Source organism: Mesorhizobium sp. M0437 (assembly GCF_040321335.1).
Classification (GTDB): domain Bacteria; phylum Pseudomonadota; class Alphaproteobacteria; order Rhizobiales; family Rhizobiaceae; genus Mesorhizobium.
Window position 1 is genome coordinate 1 of record NZ_JAMYRK010000092.1, and the last position, 17,544, is coordinate 17,544.

17 protein-coding genes and 1 pseudogene are annotated in these 17,544 nt (G+C 58.5%); 6 read left to right on the forward strand and 12 right to left on the reverse strand.

Annotated features, from left to right (window positions below):
• Window positions 1–591: 591 nt before the first annotated feature.
• Window positions 592–1,296 (forward strand): annotated as a pseudogene (locus NKI72_RS31490) (SOS response-associated peptidase).
• 19 nt (window positions 1,297–1,315) lie between these two features.
• Window positions 1,316–2,284, forward strand: a complete 969-nt coding sequence (locus NKI72_RS31495) for a hypothetical protein (protein ID WP_352451815.1) — start codon at window positions 1,316–1,318, stop codon at window positions 2,282–2,284.
• 448 nt (window positions 2,285–2,732) lie between these two features.
• On the opposite strand, the gene NKI72_RS31500 is transcribed toward NKI72_RS31495, so the two are convergent.
• Window positions 2,733–3,614, reverse strand: a complete 882-nt coding sequence (locus NKI72_RS31500; protein ID WP_352451814.1) for a hypothetical protein — start codon at window positions 3,612–3,614, stop codon at window positions 2,733–2,735.
• Window positions 3,615–3,677: 63 nt separating this feature from the next.
• Here NKI72_RS31500 and NKI72_RS31505 point away from each other — a divergent pair, with 63 nt between their 5' ends.
• Window positions 3,678–3,806 (forward strand): hypothetical protein, encoded by a 129-nt coding sequence (locus tag NKI72_RS31505; protein WP_352451813.1) that lies wholly within the window; start codon window positions 3,678–3,680, stop codon window positions 3,804–3,806.
• A gap of 7 nt (window positions 3,807–3,813) precedes the next feature.
• On the opposite strand, the gene NKI72_RS31510 is transcribed toward NKI72_RS31505, so the two are convergent.
• Window positions 3,814–4,068, reverse strand: a complete 255-nt coding sequence (locus NKI72_RS31510) for a DUF982 domain-containing protein (RefSeq protein WP_352451812.1) — start codon at window positions 4,066–4,068, stop codon at window positions 3,814–3,816.
• A gap of 407 nt (window positions 4,069–4,475) precedes the next feature.
• Here NKI72_RS31510 and NKI72_RS31515 point away from each other — a divergent pair, with 407 nt between their 5' ends.
• Entirely contained in the window at window positions 4,476–5,495 is a 1,020-nt protein-coding gene (locus NKI72_RS31515) for a S1 family peptidase (RefSeq protein ID WP_352851790.1), read from the forward strand.
• 29 nt (window positions 5,496–5,524) lie between these two features.
• Here NKI72_RS31515 and NKI72_RS31520 read toward each other — a convergent pair whose 3' ends face one another.
• The 6 genes from NKI72_RS31520 to NKI72_RS31545 form a co-directional block, all read right to left on the reverse strand.
• A complete protein-coding gene (locus NKI72_RS31520; RefSeq protein ID WP_352851792.1) occupies window positions 5,525–5,962 on the reverse strand; it encodes a hypothetical protein in 438 nt (145 codons plus the stop codon).
• Window positions 5,963–6,031: 69 nt separating this feature from the next.
• A complete protein-coding gene (locus NKI72_RS31525; RefSeq protein WP_352451809.1) occupies window positions 6,032–6,949 on the reverse strand; it encodes an endonuclease/exonuclease/phosphatase family protein in 918 nt (305 codons plus the stop codon).
• A 100-nt stretch (window positions 6,950–7,049) separates the two neighbouring features.
• Window positions 7,050–7,295 carry a hypothetical protein gene (locus NKI72_RS31530; protein ID WP_352851794.1) on the reverse strand — a complete coding sequence of 82 codons (246 nt, stop codon included), beginning with the start codon at window positions 7,293–7,295 and terminating at the stop codon, window positions 7,050–7,052.
• A 53-nt stretch (window positions 7,296–7,348) separates the two neighbouring features.
• A complete protein-coding gene (locus tag NKI72_RS31535) occupies window positions 7,349–8,392 on the reverse strand; it encodes an MBL fold metallo-hydrolase (protein ID WP_352851796.1) in 1,044 nt (347 codons plus the stop codon).
• Window positions 8,374–10,206 carry a gluzincin family metallopeptidase gene (locus tag NKI72_RS31540; protein WP_352851797.1) on the reverse strand — a complete coding sequence of 611 codons (1,833 nt, stop codon included), beginning with the start codon at window positions 10,204–10,206 and terminating at the stop codon, window positions 8,374–8,376. The genes NKI72_RS31535 and NKI72_RS31540 overlap by 19 nt, the downstream gene beginning before the upstream one ends.
• A gap of 59 nt (window positions 10,207–10,265) precedes the next feature.
• A complete protein-coding gene (locus NKI72_RS31545) occupies window positions 10,266–11,105 on the reverse strand; it encodes a S1/P1 nuclease (protein ID WP_352451807.1) in 840 nt (279 codons plus the stop codon).
• Between the two features lie 239 nt (window positions 11,106–11,344).
• Here NKI72_RS31545 and NKI72_RS31550 point away from each other — a divergent pair, with 239 nt between their 5' ends.
• A complete protein-coding gene (locus NKI72_RS31550) occupies window positions 11,345–12,403 on the forward strand; it encodes a hypothetical protein (protein WP_352451806.1) in 1,059 nt (352 codons plus the stop codon).
• Window positions 12,404–13,085: 682 nt separating this feature from the next.
• Here NKI72_RS31550 and NKI72_RS31555 read toward each other — a convergent pair.
• The gene (locus tag NKI72_RS31555; protein ID WP_352451805.1) at window positions 13,086–13,226 is read right to left on the reverse strand and encodes a hypothetical protein; all 141 of its coding nucleotides are present in this window, start codon (window positions 13,224–13,226) and stop codon (window positions 13,086–13,088) included.
• A gap of 116 nt (window positions 13,227–13,342) precedes the next feature.
• Between NKI72_RS31555 and NKI72_RS31560 the strand changes: the two genes are divergently transcribed.
• Complete coding sequence (locus NKI72_RS31560) at window positions 13,343–13,807, forward strand: hypothetical protein (protein WP_352851800.1); 465 nt, start codon at window positions 13,343–13,345, stop codon at window positions 13,805–13,807.
• A gap of 201 nt (window positions 13,808–14,008) precedes the next feature.
• Here NKI72_RS31560 and NKI72_RS31565 read toward each other — a convergent pair whose 3' ends face one another.
• From NKI72_RS31565 to NKI72_RS31575, 3 genes are all read right to left on the reverse strand, one after another.
• Window positions 14,009–15,088 (reverse strand): GIY-YIG nuclease family protein, encoded by a 1,080-nt coding sequence (locus NKI72_RS31565; RefSeq protein WP_352851802.1) that lies wholly within the window; start codon window positions 15,086–15,088, stop codon window positions 14,009–14,011.
• Window positions 15,089–15,234: 146 nt separating this feature from the next.
• The gene (locus tag NKI72_RS31570) at window positions 15,235–16,008 is read right to left on the reverse strand and encodes a hypothetical protein (protein ID WP_352451802.1); all 774 of its coding nucleotides are present in this window, start codon (window positions 16,006–16,008) and stop codon (window positions 15,235–15,237) included.
• On the reverse strand, window positions 16,005–16,646 hold the full coding sequence (locus NKI72_RS31575; protein WP_352451801.1) for an MBL fold metallo-hydrolase: 642 nt from the start codon (window positions 16,644–16,646) through the stop codon (window positions 16,005–16,007). Before NKI72_RS31575 ends, NKI72_RS31570 begins: the two co-directional genes overlap by 4 nt.
• Window positions 16,647–17,544 lie beyond the last annotated feature (898 nt).

The following is a 17,544-nucleotide window of genomic DNA, read 5'->3' on the forward strand; positions in this document are numbered from 1 at the left end:
TGGCCGGCTTCAAATCGGAACACCGGCCGGATTGAAATCGGAATGACCGGCCGGCTTCAAATCGGAATCGATGGCCGGCTTCGTCGGAATACGCAAGAATGACCGCCGATAAGCCCGAAAGCAAGCCAACTGACTATTTGGATATCAAGCATGCCGAGGCGTTCACGCTCTGGCTCTCTTTGCGCGTTATGCGAAATAGGGCACGGACCTATCCCTGGATGCGACGGAAGGCCGTCAACTATTTGGCCCCGAGGCTAGGACTAGCCATCAGCGTGTTCGTGATCGCGGTACATGCTATCTGGGCTGTCCACTCCCATTGCGGGCTAAACTTTGCTCGGGGCGGTGGCATTGTGGCGTTCACGGCTGCGGTCTTGTATGCCCTTCGGGAATGGCATGAGCCAAAGGCCGGAGTAATGGGCGGCGGACCGGTTGAGCAAGTCCATATTTGGAACCCGCTGTTTCTACTCCCGCTTCTAGGCGCTGTCGGCACGCTAATATGGGCGTATGGCGATCTTCTGCCGTGGTTTAGTTCCTCGGGCTGCCATGCGTAGAGCTTGCCGACTGTTCCGCTGTTAGTGCACATTCTTAGCCATGTGCAACCTCTACAACATCACCACGTCGCAAGAGGCCGTCCGCCAGTGGACCCGTGCCTTGCGGGACATCTTGGGCAACCTAGAGCCGTCCATAGACATCTATGCCAACCGGCCCCCAGGCCCCGTGGTGCGCAACGCCCTGGACGGAGAGCGCGAGCTTACCAGCCTGCTTTGGGGGATGCCTACGGAACCCAGCCAGGTCACGGGCAAGGCGGACTACGGCAGGACAAACATCCGCCACCCAAACTATGACCATTGGCAGCAGTTTCTGGGTGTCGAGCACCGGTGCGTGGTCCCGGTGACGAGCTTCGCGGAGCCTACCCCTGTGAAGAACGACAAGAACCCCGAGACCGGCATTCAGCGAAACTTCTGGTTTGCCATCAATGAAGACCGCCCGCTGTTCTTCTTCGCGGGCTTCTGGACGTCTTGGCATGGGGTGCGCAAGGTGAAGGACGGCGCTGGCGATCATTAGGTCTATGGCTTCCTGACAACCGCTCCCAACGCCCTTATCAAGCCTATCCACGAGAAGGCCATGCCGGTGATTCTTACCACGCAAGAGGAGACCGAGACGTGGCTTGCGGCACCGTGGTCTGAGACGAAGCGGCTACAGCGCAGTGCACCTGACGATGCCCTCGTGATTGTCGAGAAGCCGGCCACGCAAATCAAGGTTCCGCAGGCAGCGGCCCACGGTTCGTTATTTTAGGCAACGTTGAGATCGCACAATGGCCACTGGATCATCGAAATCTCGTGAGCATCATTGGTGGCCTGTCGGGCTTCAAAAATATTGGGCGGACAAGAACGGAGACGTATGGTGGATTGAGCCTGACGAGAGAGTTGAAAAGAAGCGGGCAAGAAACCGCAAGATTGCCAAAAAGGCCCACGGACATACTGTATTCAAGGGAAACGTCTGGGAAACTAATTTCGAGGGGGACTTTCAAAGTGCCGATGATGTGGCACCGAGCATTGTAGAGACGCTAATATCCTTGAAACCACTTGGAACAAATATAAGTGAATTCTTTAAGATGATCCCGTTGTTTTTCAAGCGTGATCGAAATTTGCGTGACATGTGCCGCTTTTACGACCTTCCTGAAGACGTTCATCGCGGCCTTCTACTCGTACTGTTTTCCCTTCTCATCCGTAGCCCAGGCAGCAGATTTCGGTTTGAAAGCTACCCTGAGCTTGTCGGATTGCCTCCCAACGAAGACGTTGGGAAAGGCAATATGAGACAGGCGTACAGCACTGCAAAGGAACGGTGTGAAAATGGTCTTATATCAAACCAATATTTCGTTTTAATTCACTCAACATATAAGAAGTTCATATTTGGCGATGGGCATCTTGACTGGCTGACCGGAGGATTGTTGGCCAATAGAATAGATGGGCGAGCGCTGGTGCCTCTAACTCCCCACTTGTGCGTTTATCTTTGTACCCCTCGGTATATGCGATCAACGCCGAACTGTGCATCCTTTAGCGCCGCGCCCTGGATTGTAAATTGGATCAACAACATTACGCAGATTTATTCTCAGGACAGGCTCTTTTTCGTCGGCAAGCCACCGGTACTAACAGAGCCATTTCGCAGGCGTCAGTTCCTTGAACACGGACGGAAGAGCGACGAGCTTATAGACATGCTGGATGAGATCGCCGGGATCAGAAAGAGTGACAGGCTCATATCGTGGACATCATTTAGCCAGTAACTTTTCAGAGGGCCGGTTTGGTCAGTCCTGATCCTTCCAAATCACCCGCCGCACCATCTTTATCTCTGCAAGCCACCTTACCCGAATGCCTTCATCGGCCCGGCCGTCAGATAGCCCCATTAGGACCCGCTAGGCAGTAGTGCCCAAAGTGACTGCCTAGAGTACCGGCAAGTCTCACGATAGTTCCGCCCGGTAGAGGAGGAGGGGAAGCTATTCCCAATCAAGCCCTTCACCCAGTCACTCCCCAAACGGCACTTCCGCCCCCTTCTGCGCCGTGCCCACCGCAGGCCCGCCATCACGCCAGGCCAGGCGTCTCCCGCCATCATGGCGACCATCTTGTGCTGCACTACCGCGCAGGGGCCAGCCACAGGGACTACCCGAGGACCAGTAGGTATGGCATCATGCGGCGACATTAGGGGTCGAGGAGGCGATGGCCGCACGCCAGTCATCAAACCTCTCCGCGTAGTCTCGCCCCTATGTCCACAAGCGCCTTGCCCACAACGACCAAATGAGCCGGACTATCTAGGAAGGGATACAGTTGGAAGCGCACTGTAAGCAACCCCTGCTCGGGGCCACCCATCGCCTCACCAAGAAATATCTGCAACGTGTGCCCGTCGATATCCTCAATCGGTGCTACGAAAGGATCGTCACCCACGTACTCTGAAACGTCATCGGATCGGTTGAGGATCAAATCAGTCAGGAACGGCTCAAGCGCATCCAGTCCAAATTTGGCCGCCGCAAAGGCATGCGCAGTCTTCGCGAGTGATCGAAGGTAATGAAGGCGGTTTACTTCACCGGTCTTTACAGCAACGTGGTTTGCGCCTGTTTCCGCTGCGACCTTTCGACATAGAGTGACGGCAGCTTCCTCATCAACGAAAGACCATGGACTCCCACGTTCGATGGCTGGGTCTATGGGATTACGGAGGCGGCGTGGCAGAGGAGAAGCCCATAAGTGGAATGCGATTGGGGCCTCATTGATGGGTATAGAACGAAAGCCCAAATCCCTTATCACTTGCCCTTCGGTATTCACCTCGACGAAATGCAGGTCCGCACAGGTAGGTCTTTCTTTCGGTCGGCGTGTAGGTGCGTCAACTTGCGTCCTGAATATGCCCAGCTGCTTCTTTAGAACTTCTTGCTCATATCGCTGAATGATGTTCTGACAGGTTTCGCAGCAGGATTTTTCAAGAACGATCGTATTAGCTGCGAGCGCGTATGGGATGACATGCTCGTTTCTGAGTTGGCCCTGGTCGCTTCCGCAGTAGATGCACTTGCCGGGAGATTTGATACGAAGGGTTTGCCCCTCGTTCAGTTCAAAGACGGATAATTCCATACTAGTTGGTGCCCTATACATCCCGATCTGATCGCTTCTTACGCCATTAGGAAGCTTGAGCAAATGGCGAAGAGCCTTGTGACGAAACATGCCGGCGTCATGGCGTGGTCGCGTGATGCCAACCCATCGCTTGGCGAATATGGAGAGCCCACGACGCTCTTTGTGGGTGGCGACGTGCCGGACATGGAGTGAGGCGGGCTTAGTCCTCTCGCACGAAAACGCCGGCTTCCTTGGCGGCCCCGACGAATGCCTTTCGGGCGACACTCACGGTCTTGCGCTGCTCCATAACGTCCATCATCGCCTTGAGGGCTGAGCGGTACTTTGGGCCGCGCTTCTCGGCCGGCCAGCGTTCAACGAGGAAACTCGCGGCTTGGGCAGTTCGGGTCACCGTCAAGAATCGGCCGGTGCGTTCAGTCTCGATGGTCACCGGAATGTCAAACTGCTCGTCGCGCATCTCGCTACTCCGCAAAGCTGGCGAGTCGAACGGGATGGTCTGTGATTGGTTCCAAGAGTTGGCCAGGGCGGCGCTGGAGTACGACATTTCGATAACTCCCCCCCTATGGTGTAGGAGTGGCCCCTCTGGTGGCCTTTTAGGCGTTCGCGTCGGGGGCTTCAGGCAAGAGGGCCTGCGATCCTCGCCTTCATCGGCCCGGCTGCCAGATGGCCCCCTTTGGTTGCAGGGGGGTAGTGCTCAAAGTGACTGCCTTTAGTACCGGAAAGACTCACGGTAGTTCCGCCCGGTATAGGAGGAGGGGAAGCTATTCCCCAATCAGGCCCGCTACCCCTAAGATACTAAGGGACTCCTTTACGCTCGATTCGGCGATATCGGTAAACACTCTCCACTAGGTGATTGGGGACGACATGGAAACTACGCCCATTGGGGTCCGACGACGCGCCGCAGTAACGATCACAAGCGACCCGTTAGCTGCTGCCGCAGTTGGCAGTGAAGTCCATTTCGAGGCCATGCGCTTTCAAATGAACATCGGAGTAGAGGCCGGCTTTGGCTCAATCGAGAACTGGGGCCATTTCGGTGGGGTCGTCTTAGGTTTGGCATTTACAGAAGGTGCGAGAGTTTCGGTCCAAGGGACCGCCGTCATGGTCGCGCCAGGGATTGCGGTGACAGCGACGCATACGCTTGACCCGCAAGCAGAGGCCCTACGGGAGAGCCGCACTGAGTGTGTGGCATTTGGCCTGAGAGATGATGCCGCGATGTTTTGGAGACTTCGAGGCGTCACTTCAAATGCCAATAGTGACATCGCGATTTTGAGTCTTGAAGCGGCCTCGCCTCTTCCGGACCGGAATGTGTACAGACAAGTGTGGATAACGACACGTTCGCCGCAGGAAGGCGAGACCGTGACGGTCATTGGATTTCGCTTTGAGGACACGTTGATCGGTACAGGCTTTAGAGGTGAAGCCTTTGCCTCGCGAGGGAAGGTGGTTACGGTCTATGACGACAAACGAGACAGCGCTCTGATGCGGTGGCCGAGCTTCGAGATTAGCGCTCATGCAGTCGGCGGAATGAGCGGTGGACCCGTTTTTGACAGTGGCGGTTATTTGGTAGGTCTGTTGTCTTCAAGCATGTCGTCTGAAAGCAATGACGGGCCTGCCTTCGCATCGTTGCTCTGGCCATGCCTGGGGCTGCCATTTGTGCCGACATGGCCGGCCGACCTCGTTGGCGGCAAGAAGTCTCTTCTAGAAATCGACCCCAGGCTCTGCTTGATCGACGGAAGAGACGCGGTTTCGTTTGTCGAGGCTCCCGGCGGCGACAGAAGGCTTCAGTATCGGCATTGGGATCGTCCGGAGAGCTTTTGCAACGGTTCGCAGACCGGAGCAGGTCATCAAGGTATTGGCGCGCCGCCTGTGCATCGGTTTCATCTCTGACCGAACTGAGCGTTTTGGCCGCCTCCTGTTCAATGTTCCACGCAGGCGAAACGGCTATCGGCGACGCCATTCAGATAAGTTGCACCGGACGTCGAGACGGCGGCGCCTGCACCGAGCAAACCGATGGCAAGGGTCAGCAGGGTGCTGGCCCGCGGTCCCCATTGGATTGCCTTCTGCAGGCCAGCGAGTACCGTCGTTCCAGCTCCGAACACGACGACCAGCGTCAACAGCCATTGTGCCCAGGATTTGGTCTCAATGGTCGCCTGATTCACGCTGGTCGCGATGGCATTGGCTTCGCTGATGGCGTTGTTGATTTCATCCGGAGGCAGCGGGAGGGCACCGTCGAACCCCGATCCGATGCGCGCAAAATCGCCGACGATGCGAAGGGCCTCCGGTGTCAGGGCGAACGTGACAAGAAGGCCTATCGCGAGAATGGCAATACCTATCGCAATGAGTGTCTTCCCCATGCCCCCTCCACGTCGATCAACCAACATGCACCGCCTGCCCCCATACCCTGAGATCCGACTTCGCCAGGACTAGGTTACGCTCACAGCAGCAGCAATTTCGGCGCTCCCAAAATCATCGTCCCGCCGCACCACGATTGAGGTTTTCACCAGATAGTGGTCGGAAAGATACTTATCATGCGCCAGGGGACTTGCCGATCTCAGAATATACTGGCGGCTAAACCGGAAGGTTTTCCGCTCGGCGCCGCGCGGGATAAAGATGCGGTCGAACGGAGCATCATTGCCGATCGCGTAGGTCGGGATGTCGTCTTCATTCAAGTCTTCAAAGCCGCTCTCGATGAAGGCCTGAATCGCTCCTTCGTCACGCCTTTTGCAGTTGGTGTCGCCGAGGACGATGATATCACGCTCATCGAAGGCATCGCCAATTGCGGCAATCTGCGCCATCAGTTCGCGCGCTTCATGGTATCGCGTGCGCATCACGACGTGGCGTTGCCCGACGTTCGACTTCATGTGAAGCGGTATCACCACGAAGTCCGTCAGTTGTATGGCTGCGTCTTCACCGGGCCTCGCCGCAAATTTCACCGCATGCGGATGCCTGTCCCAAAGGAAGAGCCTGTCTCCGTTGTCGTCGACGACCTGGTTCGACACGTTGACGCGCAGGGTGTCGCCGACTTTTGTTACGCGGGCCGTGTTCCAGGCGATGCCACAAAGCTGTTCTCGATCGCTCGGATCACGATTCGGGAAGATTTCGTACTCCCAATGATTGCCGGTGTGCTCCTCGACGAGATCTAAGGAGGCTCTGAGGAACTTGTTTCCAAGTTGGCCGCCGGCTGGGAAATCATCCGTGATGTAGAGCTCCTGAATCGCTAAAATGCTGACGCCGGAGAGTTCGATGTGCTCGGCGATGGCGTACTGATTGTTCGGTGAGTCGTCCACTCGCCCGAAATGTTCGATATTCCAGCTGCCGATATGTATGTATCTTGGTTTCATGTGACCCTCCCTTTGCCAAAATGACGGTTCATGTCATGCGAGGAGTTGCCGACGGACGGTCGCCGCGGTGCTGCGCGGGCCCAGATCGACGCCCGGGCGGTCACTCCGCTTCGATCTCGATATCCACATAAGTCTTGCCACTGAGGATGCACTCGAGGTCCGTTCGCGGCGGTTGTGCCTCCATGAGCCACTGCTCCTCCCGGTCCGCATAGTGCGGCAGGTTCGCGGCACCGGCCGCACCGAAGCTGTCCAGATACTTTCGAGCGTTGCCGACGCGCTTGCCGAGCTCGACAAGAAGCTCGGAGCGCGGGATGCTTGGGTACGTGTTCCCTCGTGCCGTCGACACGAGCGCTTTCGCGGCTGGCTGCTCTCCATCGGCAGGAAGGGGAAGGATCGCATTCAGGATCCTGGCAGGCTCGCTTTCGCCGTTTCCGCCGCTGGACCAAGGCGTGGCGTTCTCGCTGCCATGATGGCCGATTTTGAGGAAATCGATCCGCTCGCCCAGAAGTCGGGCCGCGTGTTCCACATTGTGTTCCAGGAACCATTTCCCTGCCCAAGGCGGAACGTATTGGTCCATTCTGCATCGCCGACGAACAGAAGGCGCCGTCCTTTCCATTCGATCAGCAGAACGACACTGGTGTTGTTGATGACTTTGTCGTTTTCCTGCGTGAACGCGAACAGTCCCGACATCATCCGCGATCGCAGACGCCGGAAATCGGAGCCGCTTATGCTCTCGGGCCTGACCTGGGGCTCGTCCCTGAGCGTTCGCAGGGCACCTGTCGTTTCATTGAAGGCGTGAACGATCTCCGCCCCTTCATCACCGAGATAATAGAGGTCGATATTCTCTTCGGGCCCGAGAACCTTGAGAGTGGCGCCCTGCAGTGTCTCGATCGCCAATTCATCTTCCGTCATGTCGGCATGGACGTATTTGGGTTCGATTGCGTTTCGGGTCGGAAGCGTGGTTCGCAACGCCTCCATCGCGCCGTCATTGCCGAGCTCATAGAGGGCAACGAGGCCTTGGAGCTCAGGGCTCAGGGACAGGTCCCTCGCCGCAAGATTGCGCATGGCCCGCGCCGCAAGCCGGTTGAGGGCAAAGGCGTGTTCGGCTTGAGGATGCTGCGCGTTCATCGCCGCGCTCATCCAGATGTTTTCGATTTGGATGCCGTCGAAGTCCTCGGGGTCGAATCCCTTGATATGGTCGGCATGTTCGTGTGTCGCGACCAGAAGGTCGAGCCGAACCCGCCCACCGCCGGCGTCCGGCAGGATCTCTTTCAGATTTGCGACCGCACGCTTTAGTAGCGCTGCCCGGCCCTTCGAACCGCAGTCTATGAGGATGTGGAAGTTGTCGACCGCACCGTCTTTCACACGCGCCCCGGGAATGCAGCAATAGATGCAGTCGCCGACCTCGACGTCGTAGGCGCGGACTAGGAGCTTATCTGCCACTGCACATCTCCCATTTCATCGTCGCGATCGTCATGGAGGCCGATATGCGGAGCCAGGTGAAAGCGCACCGTGCCGTCGATCACGCGCGAGCCGAGAGGAGCTATGCTCTTCTCGAGCAGCCCAGCCTCCCCACCAATCGGATTGTTGATTCTCCCTGCCGCAATCCGACGGGCCAACGCCGAGAGGAAGGCCGCCCTGCGCTCTCGTCCTTCCTCAAGCTCATCATCGGCGTCCCGGCCCGTGCCAAGCTGTGGCCCGGTACCCGGCTTCCGCGCCCAGTGAAGGACGTTGCCGTTCTCATCAAGCGCGATCGTGCCGCCGCACAGCAGACTTGTGGTCTGGCCTTCATAGGCGCCGAATTCAGCACCGTTGAGCTCGACATCCTCGCGCCAGACGTACTGGACGAGGACCTGCTTCGGCTGTCGGCGCCCGTCGATGGTGAACTTCTGCGCGGTCGTGACCTCAGGAAGAACAATGTCCGCCGTGTACGGGATAAGCAGCGACTTACGGTTATCGTCGAGGAAGCGGTAGGCGTACGCCCGCGAATTCGCGATGGTTTCGACATCGTGAAATATGTCGACAGGCAGACGCCGGAACGTGACCTTTGCTCGGCCAAGCTCTTCACGCTCCGACTCGTCGATCAGCCCGCGTTGTATGAACGCGTCGAGCATCATCGCTCGCTGACCGTCCGGATCGCTCGGATTGGCGATCTCCTCTGCCCGCAGGACGGCGATCGCATAATCTTTGAAGGTGACGTCTACGGGCGGCAGCAGATCGAGGGGCTGCACTGCTACGTTTTGCATCCGTCGCACAGTGTACCAGAATGCCTTTGCGACAGAGAGCTTTTCAACGTCGATATAATATCGCGACAGCCGGCGGAGGATGTCAAATATGGCTCCGGTCAGCACCTCCGACATGAAGTGTTGCGACTGGCTGTCTTTCACGTCAGCAAACGTCTGCTTGTTCAGAGCGCTACGCAGGTAAGGCCGATCCTTCACTTGTCTGCCGAATTCGTCGGCAATGCTGGACAGCGCACTCTCGCTGTCGAGGTCGCCCTCTGTTTTCGCGACGAGTTGGGCACGGAAGGCATTGTTGCGGAAGGCGATCAGGATCGCAGCCATATCGCCCATGAACTCGTGAAATCCCGCGGTCTCGGGCAGCACGGACTCGTTATAGTAGGGACGTAGACCATCGAGCACGGCATGGCCGAATTCGTGGTTGATGATGTCGGCTGAGAGGCAGGTGAAAACGCGGCCTGCAGGTCGGTCGAAATAATAGAACTGGAGCGACTTGCTCTCGCGATCGTAGTAGGCGTTTTCGCCGTAGCCGGCGTGGGGAACAACGATCAGCCGGTTGCCCTCGAAACCCCAGCGAATTGGCCGTCCCAAACCAAACCCGTTCTCGAAGTAATCAAGTCCGTTCTGCAGCGTGGCCCAGACGTTCACCTGGTGGAACTGAGGCGTGTTCAGCTTGTTCCGGTCTACCTCATCGCCATTCTGGTCGAGAAAAACGTTTCGCCGAGGATCCCACTTCGCCGGCGCGGCGAAGGACTCAGTGCCGCCGTCATAATCGACCACCACGAATCGTGCACTGGTTGGACCATCGCCCAACCCCGGTTCCCAGGGCACCAGAAATCCATCCGCGAAATCGAACTTCTGGTCCGACGCCGTGATGGCCGGGTCCTGAAAATAGACGTCGAACGGGATGCGTAGGTCCAGTTCCTCCTGTACGTCCCGCTGCACGTATCGGCGCGCCGCATAGACCTGCCTCCGAGCCTCCGGGGAAATGGACAAGTCCTGCGTCGCTCTTGGCATGTCACCTCCCGTGCCGGAGTTTTCCGGCCACCTCACAAACGCTTCGTGACGGCGTCTACTCAATCACTAGGTAGGCAGCTGCTGGTCGAGAAAGCCCTGTTGAGAAGTTCCGCCAATCGAAGGCCCGCGGTTCCCAGCTGGTGGTCGATCAGAGGAAGGTTCTCGTTCCGATAAGCATCATCCAGCACTATGTTGTTCGGCACGCTGGCGATCAGTGTGACTGCGATGCGGTGGCTCTCGTTCGCCCAGTCGGTGGTCGTACCGACAGAAATGGCAGTGGCGTCAGCCGTCCTGAGCCAACCGGTTTCGAGGCGCTCGACATAGCTATCCCATGACCAGGCGGTCTTGTCGATCAGAGCAGCGTCCCAAGCTGAGTGCAGGTTTGTGTTGAACGGTAGGTCTCCGTTCACCCGCTCCAGGGTGGTTATCGTGACATCGATGCCGTTTCCGCCGCGTTCGTCCTTGATCGTGTGCAACGGTTGATGGAGGTCTCCAATGAGGTGAACCAGGAACTTCAGCGCCCGCTGCCGCTGTTCCGTTGGTGCGGTGGCACAGCTGACGAGCGCGAGTTCCCGGTCGATCGCTGCGATGATGCAATCACCAAGCGCCGGGTCGGGTGTGCAGTCGCGAGTCGCGTCGTAGGCTGCGGCGGCGGATGGTATTTCGACGAAATGCCAACGGGTCGTTCTCCGGTCTCGAGCGCGTTCATCATCTGCCCAACTACCGATGGATGCGAGTGACGTACCCGGCCCCAGGATGGATTCGACACCAACGGCGGCCGCGTCGTTCAAACGATGCTGCGCGATCTCCGCAACAATCGAATGACCAGAGGTCCCCCAAGCAAACGCAGTATGAGTTGCCGCAAGTACACCCAATGCTATCAGCACAAGTGTCCGCATTATGCACGTCCCCTCAAGATCTACATTAAGACATCCTTTTTGTGACAGATGCAAGACAACGGCCTGAGGCCGACGGACGAGGTGAAAAAACTTGAGCTTGGTTGCGGAAGTTGCGATCCAGCCATGACGCAACAGCAAGCCACACCGATGCCGATGGATGGAGGGTTTCAGCGCGAGCTACGCCTTCGGGGCTGCTGAACTCGGTAGCGGTTTAGAGGCTTACAAACGCAGGAGACACAATGGGGAAGATGAAAGAGCTGCAGATCGAGACCCACAACCTCGATCGAGATTGGCAAGATCTATTGCTACGGATTCTCGCGCAGGAGGACGTCGGCCTGGCGGCCGCAACGCGGCCGGATGAAGAGCCAGCAGACGAGGAAGAATGGGAACTCTACCGTTCGCTTCCAGACTTGACGTTTACGCCGAAAGAGACAGTCAGAAAGTTGGCCGTCGAGTTCAAGATGTTCCGCTGGCAGAAAGATTGGCAGCGGCATGTAAGAGACGCGATTTCTCACATCCATGGGATCGTTAGAACAGAGGGCTTCGATGGCGGGATCGTCATCGTATCCCTCGACATTTCGGACCAGGCCCTCGCGGAGCTCAAGTCGACCGCCGCACCTGAAGTTCAGATTTGGGGACTGGGCACTCTGAGGTCGTTGGCAGAGAAAGATGACGCACTCGCGGACGCCCTCGAAGAGCTCGTCTCAGAAACTGTCCTCGACGGTGATTCTGGCATTCGCGGCAACGTGGACACGCAATCGCCGACAGGCTGGAAGCTCGCTTCGCGCCTCCGTCAAATCCCAGCCGGCAAGGAAGGTTGGAGCGACTTCGAGAAATATTGCGAGCAGGCTATTCGGTTTCTATTTGCGGCGGAACTCTCCAATCTGAGTTCTCAACAGCGCACCGACGATAAGCTGAACCGAATGGATTTGATTGGCCGGATCAAATCAGATCGCGGTTCATTCTGGTCTATGATCGCCGCCGACTTCTCGTCTCGCTACATTGTCTTCGACGCGAAAAACTATCATGAGCCGATTGGTCAAGCTGAGATCCAAATCACCGAAAAATATCTCTTCTCCAAAGGGCTCAGGACGGTCGCTATCCTGGTCGCGCGATCAGGCGCCGATGAGAGCGCCCGGAAATCTGCCGAGACGATCTTGCGTGAGAATGGGAAGTTCATACTGGTCATCAACCTAGACGATCTGTGCCACATGCTTACGGGAGCGGATGCGGGGGACCCGCCCGAGAACCGGCTTTTTGAACGAATGGACGAGATGCTCATGAAGATGGGTCGATAGACAACCGTCAGCTCGGCGCACGCTCTTAGCGACGCAAGTAGTCACCGCGACTCCGACGCATCAGAGGAACGACCGTCAAGATCTATCTTCACGGCCAGCTTGTCCGGCAGCCGCCCCTAGGGTTGGGTCAGGATTGAACCTTCTCAGCAACTCGCATATTGTTGGTTGAGCGCCGCCATCGTCGGCGTGGCCGCTGCCATGGCGAAGGACCGTCGTCCAACGGGTATTCTTTCTCGCGACCGAACCCTGATTCCGGCCGCAAGAGGTGAGCAGCGCATCTCGACAAGGCCGAGATGAAGGACTTCGCGTGTATTCCACACTTGATGGCGCTAAGAAATGCGCAAAGGAGTTGAAGCGGCTGTTTGAGGACAGCGGCTTCGTTTTTCCGTTGAACAAATGCCAGGCAGCAGTTGCCCGCGGCGGGGGCTTCCGAGACTGGCACGATCTTGAGGCAGCTCTCAGCAACTCCGTTCGACCGATCGAGCTAGGTGCCTTTCGCAAGCGGCTGCTCGTAGCGTTGCCCGAGCCCTGCCGTCCACCCGTGCTCGCGTGGCTCGACAAAGATCCGGCGGAAGCAGCACCCGATCGCGAAACACCCCCGCGTTGGTATCGCGACGTCTTTCCGTATCTGATGGCGACCGCCGCGTTGCACCGCAGTCGCAACCCTCTGCTACGGCCTGGTTCAGGAGCCGGCCAGCGACTGCGAGAAGCACTCGTCCTCGGCCTCCTTCTCAACGTCCATGGAGGAACGCGAGCCGTCCCCTGGCTTGAGCCCGACACACTTGCCTTTGTGTTCCGTGGCGACCTGGCGTCTCTGTTTCAAGACGATGCTCCCACGGTTCGACGCCGAGCTTGCGACATTGATCGCTGCCGGCATTCTGGACGTCCAGGAGGGGCGGGTCAGGGTGCTTTCTCCCAATGCGGAGGCGGTGGCGGCGCGTGTTGCTGACAACCGGACCGGAAAGGCCGAGTATTGGGCAGGGGCAGGCGGCGCCGAGGGTACGTGCTCTGCACGACGCGCTTGCTGCTATCGGCGTCCGCAACGCGCGGCGGGTCGCGGACGCCATCTCCCGTTTCGGTTCGGACGCGTACATCACACCCTCCGGGCCGGTGCTGGAGTTACTTTCTTCGCTCGCTGAGGAGGGCGAGGTCGAGACGTTCGCCAAGGCATACGGGCTGTTCACCACCCTTCGGCCGCTCAATGCCCACTATGTGCGCGAGTCGGTACCGGCAAAGATCTCGTCGCGCTATCTTGCGAGTCATCGACGTCTCGATGCATCCAAGATACTCGCATGGGCATCCGTCCATCCGGATTGGCCAGATCAGCTCAAGGCGACGCTATCGAAACCGGCCCTATTCGCTCTCACAGTCAACGCGATGGCAAATGCGATCGCGGTCGCATGATCATCAAACCGCCGCCGCGCATACGGCGGCGGCGGTTCCTCCTAGTTAGATATCCGTTCGGTTCTTGTGCTTTCGTCCTCCCTGCTTGCCGTCCGCGGGCGGATCCAGCCGGAGGGAGAGGTGGTCCATCTTGTTGCCCATCACCTCACCGACCTGTTCGGGGGCATTGCACATGCCTCTAAACCTAGGACGGGAACTCTCCTATTCCGAGAGGGAAGCCCCGGGTATCAGCCGCTTCGCTCCCAGCATATTCCATTTGGGTCGCATGGCGCGGATGAGGGCGGCTTCAAGCCCGGCGGCAGTGCTCACCGGCAGACCGTTCCACTCGAGCGCCTCGGGTGTCGCGACAAAAACCTGCACCGACTTTGCTCGGCTAGGCACTCGAGGATCAGCGCCTTCCACGCGCGAGCTCGTCCTGTGGCCTTTGTGGCCCCGCCGGTAGTGGCCCATCCGCGCGTGCAAACCTGTCTGGGTCAGCCCGATATATTTAACCACTCCGTCAACGGCGAAGGCGTAGATTCCAGGCTCGTTGGGCGCCCTCTCGCTAAGATGGAAGGCCTCTTCCGAAAGGCGGGTCCACTCGCCGACTGGCCGGAACCCGGCCTTGATCAATACTGCAGGCGAGGCGTCCAAGCGCGGGCTGGCAGCCGCATGATCCGCCGCCTTGGGTTTCCCGGCGCTACGAGGTCGTTGCCCCTGTGCGCCTCTGGCTTCCTCATCGACGAGCACTTTGCGAACATGCTGGTATCGGAGCTCGAGCATACGGGCGATCTCCGCCCGCTCGTAGCCGGCTAGCGCGAGCGCCCGAATTCGCGCGGATTTGGTTGTAAGGCCAGTAATCACATCCTCGACCGGAGGTCGTGCGGTTCGCAGGTCAGACATCGATCGACCAGACCTCAATACCATCTTTCTCAAATTGCGGCCGCCGCGAGTTTCCGGGGAACAGCGGAGACATGAAGAACACGTACCGGTTGCGTTCGGGCCGCCCCGCGAGCTTCGCGAGGTCCGCCGCAAGTTTGCCGTTGTTGCGGGGGGTTGCCGCAGCGAAGGTCTCCGCGCCAACCTCACCAGCTCCACGCTCATGATGTCGAGCTCGAGCGACGCATGGGCGCCAGGCGCGAGGCGGAAGCCGCCGATATTCGGATGCAGCTGCAGCAACTGCCTGGCAGCGCCAATCGCGACTGCAAACGTCCAGGTCTGATTGATCTGCTCGATGAAGTTGAGCGCACGATCCTCGATCGAATGAAAGGCGACAGGCTCGAATTTGATCTGCCGCAGCATGTCGAGCGGATCGCCGGTTTATGCTGACATCCAGTCCCGCGCTCGTGCGGCCGACGCACGCACGAGCGACATCAGTTCGTCGGCCTCCTCACGGCAGCTGACGGTCAGCGCAGGCGCCATGGCGATCCGGCGAACCTCTTCCAATATCATCTCCCCATCGTGCGCCCGCACCAGAACCGATAGGTGCTCATGCGTCGATCGTCGACGACATGTCCGTGAATCCCGCGAGCCTGCACGACCGCGAGGGTGTCAAGCATCCGCGCCACGCGGTTCTGGCGATCGACCGTTGTGGCCAGGGCCATCTGAAGGCCGTCAAATGCCAGGATTTCCTCGTGGAAATTGTGAGCGGAGCCGTGGTGGGGCAGCGTCAATATACCAACATTGGACGCGTATGGCTGATAGAAATTCATCCAGGGGTCGCGCCGTAGCTTCTGCTTCAGCGCGGAATCTCCCGTTCCGAGCCAGCCCACAGGTTCAATGAAGCCGATGTCCCAATGGGGAAAGTCCTCATAGGGCCATCCGTATCGATGCCAGCGATGATCGTCATCGGCTGGTCGGGTGCTTTGACAATACGGTCCGGAGTAGAGCGACATCGACAGGGCGTTGTGGCCGTGCCCGAAGTGCTCACCGTAGAGATCAAGCAGCACCTTCGTCTTCTCGGGCGAGCAAAGAAATTCGATCGATTTCGCGGCGAGCTTTTCCTCGTTGCCGCCTCTGATCCTAAGGGCCTTTGTGACCGCTCGCTGAAAGCGGGAACGAACGGCCTTGTCGACCGGATGCACATAGGGGAGCAGGATCCAGTCGCCGATCTGCCACTGTGCAGTTTCATGATAGCGCCACTCCAGTCGCATGAAGGAGCCGGCGCCGGCAAGAACGGCGCCGTCGGCGGCTTCTGACCTCGCTTCGCTGGCGGCCGTCAAACCTTCCGGGACAGGTCCTCTTGGCTTACGCAGGTGGTGGGCAAGCCGCGTGCCGGGCTTTTTCTTTTCAATGCCATCGGATCCCGGCGATCGTCACCCCCGCCGTCGTCGATCGGACCATCGGGCTCCATCGGCCCGCCCGGCCGCGGAGCATCACCATCATCCGCCTCGAGAAAGATGACGTATCTCGCGCCGCGGTCCAGCCACCAGCCCGCCGGATTGCCGAAGTACTCGCGAGCGGATGTCGAAACGGCGCCGGACTCCGTGTCAGCGAGAATGAAGATCAGTCGCTCGATGACGTCGAGATACGGCACGACGACGGTCTCTGCTGGTGCAATGGCCTGCAAGTGTTCGATGCCGTTGATGTGATCAGAGTGGAGGTGGGATACGAAGAGAATGTCCGTGCGTCCCTCGCAACTCAGCCGGTGCGCGTTTAATGCGCTCTTGAACGCGTTGCCGTGCTCGGACCCGCAGTCATAAACGTACCGGAAGCTCTTAATCTCCGTATAGCCTTCCAGCTCCGCACCAGTTCTTGGTGGCTCGAAGACCTGAATGTGTCCCGTGTGGAAACCACCATGTCCAACGGCATGTTGTACGCGACTGACGCACGCCCTGAGCACGATTGCCCGCCCCCCCAATTTTCTTTCCTGAAGCTTATAGCAGCATTGCTTGCCAAATCTTTGCTAGTCGTGGAATCGCGTGACGGTGCTCCAGTCTGCACCAGTTCTTTCCGATCGAACGGGGCGGTGGCGCATGAAGACGCTGCCTTAAACATTGTCTGGCGCTCACTGCACGAACTGACCTCAAGGGGGTCTAAACATGCCAGCACGCTCTCATGTTCACGTTCTGTGCTCGAAAAGTCGCATAAAGAGGCAGTCTGGAAGTTGAAAGTTCAGGACCCAAAGGGGCCTCATTTCATTCCATTGAACCCGCCTTGGCCGGATAACCCTTTGCGACGTAGCTAAGAAGGCGGCTTCATAGCCGAGCGCGATGGCGAAGATGCGCTAGTCTAAGTCTAGACGCATCTGTGAATTTTTGCATGCGCATCGCTGCCGACAACGCCATTGTCCTGCTCGAAAACGGCTGCGGCGATCGCGGCAACGCGACGGACGAGCCCCCCGCGCAAAGAGCTTGCGCTGCGTCCATCGTGCCGCCGAACTGGGGGCGTGACGATCGACCACGATGGCCTATTTTTTTGCAAAGTCGAATGTCCCGATTCCGAAGGCAGGGAAAAACTCCGACCACAGCGAAGAAGAGTAACAACACGGGCGACGCAAGCCGCCTTGCCCTCTAGCAGGGGAGGTGGGACGCCCATGGTGATCGGCTTGACTCGCTGGAGGAAGCACAAGGTCTCGGCGGGCGCAGGCGCAAGCGACGGGTCGAGGCTGGCCACCGCGGTATCTGATCGAAGCGTAGTCGGACAAGCAAGCGGCGTAGTGCCCTACCTCGATGTTCCTAGAAGCGCGCCGGCAGCCCGGGCGGGGGGCTTGGGGTTAGACTGCCAGCGCACGCCACTCATGAAGAGCGGCCTCTTTT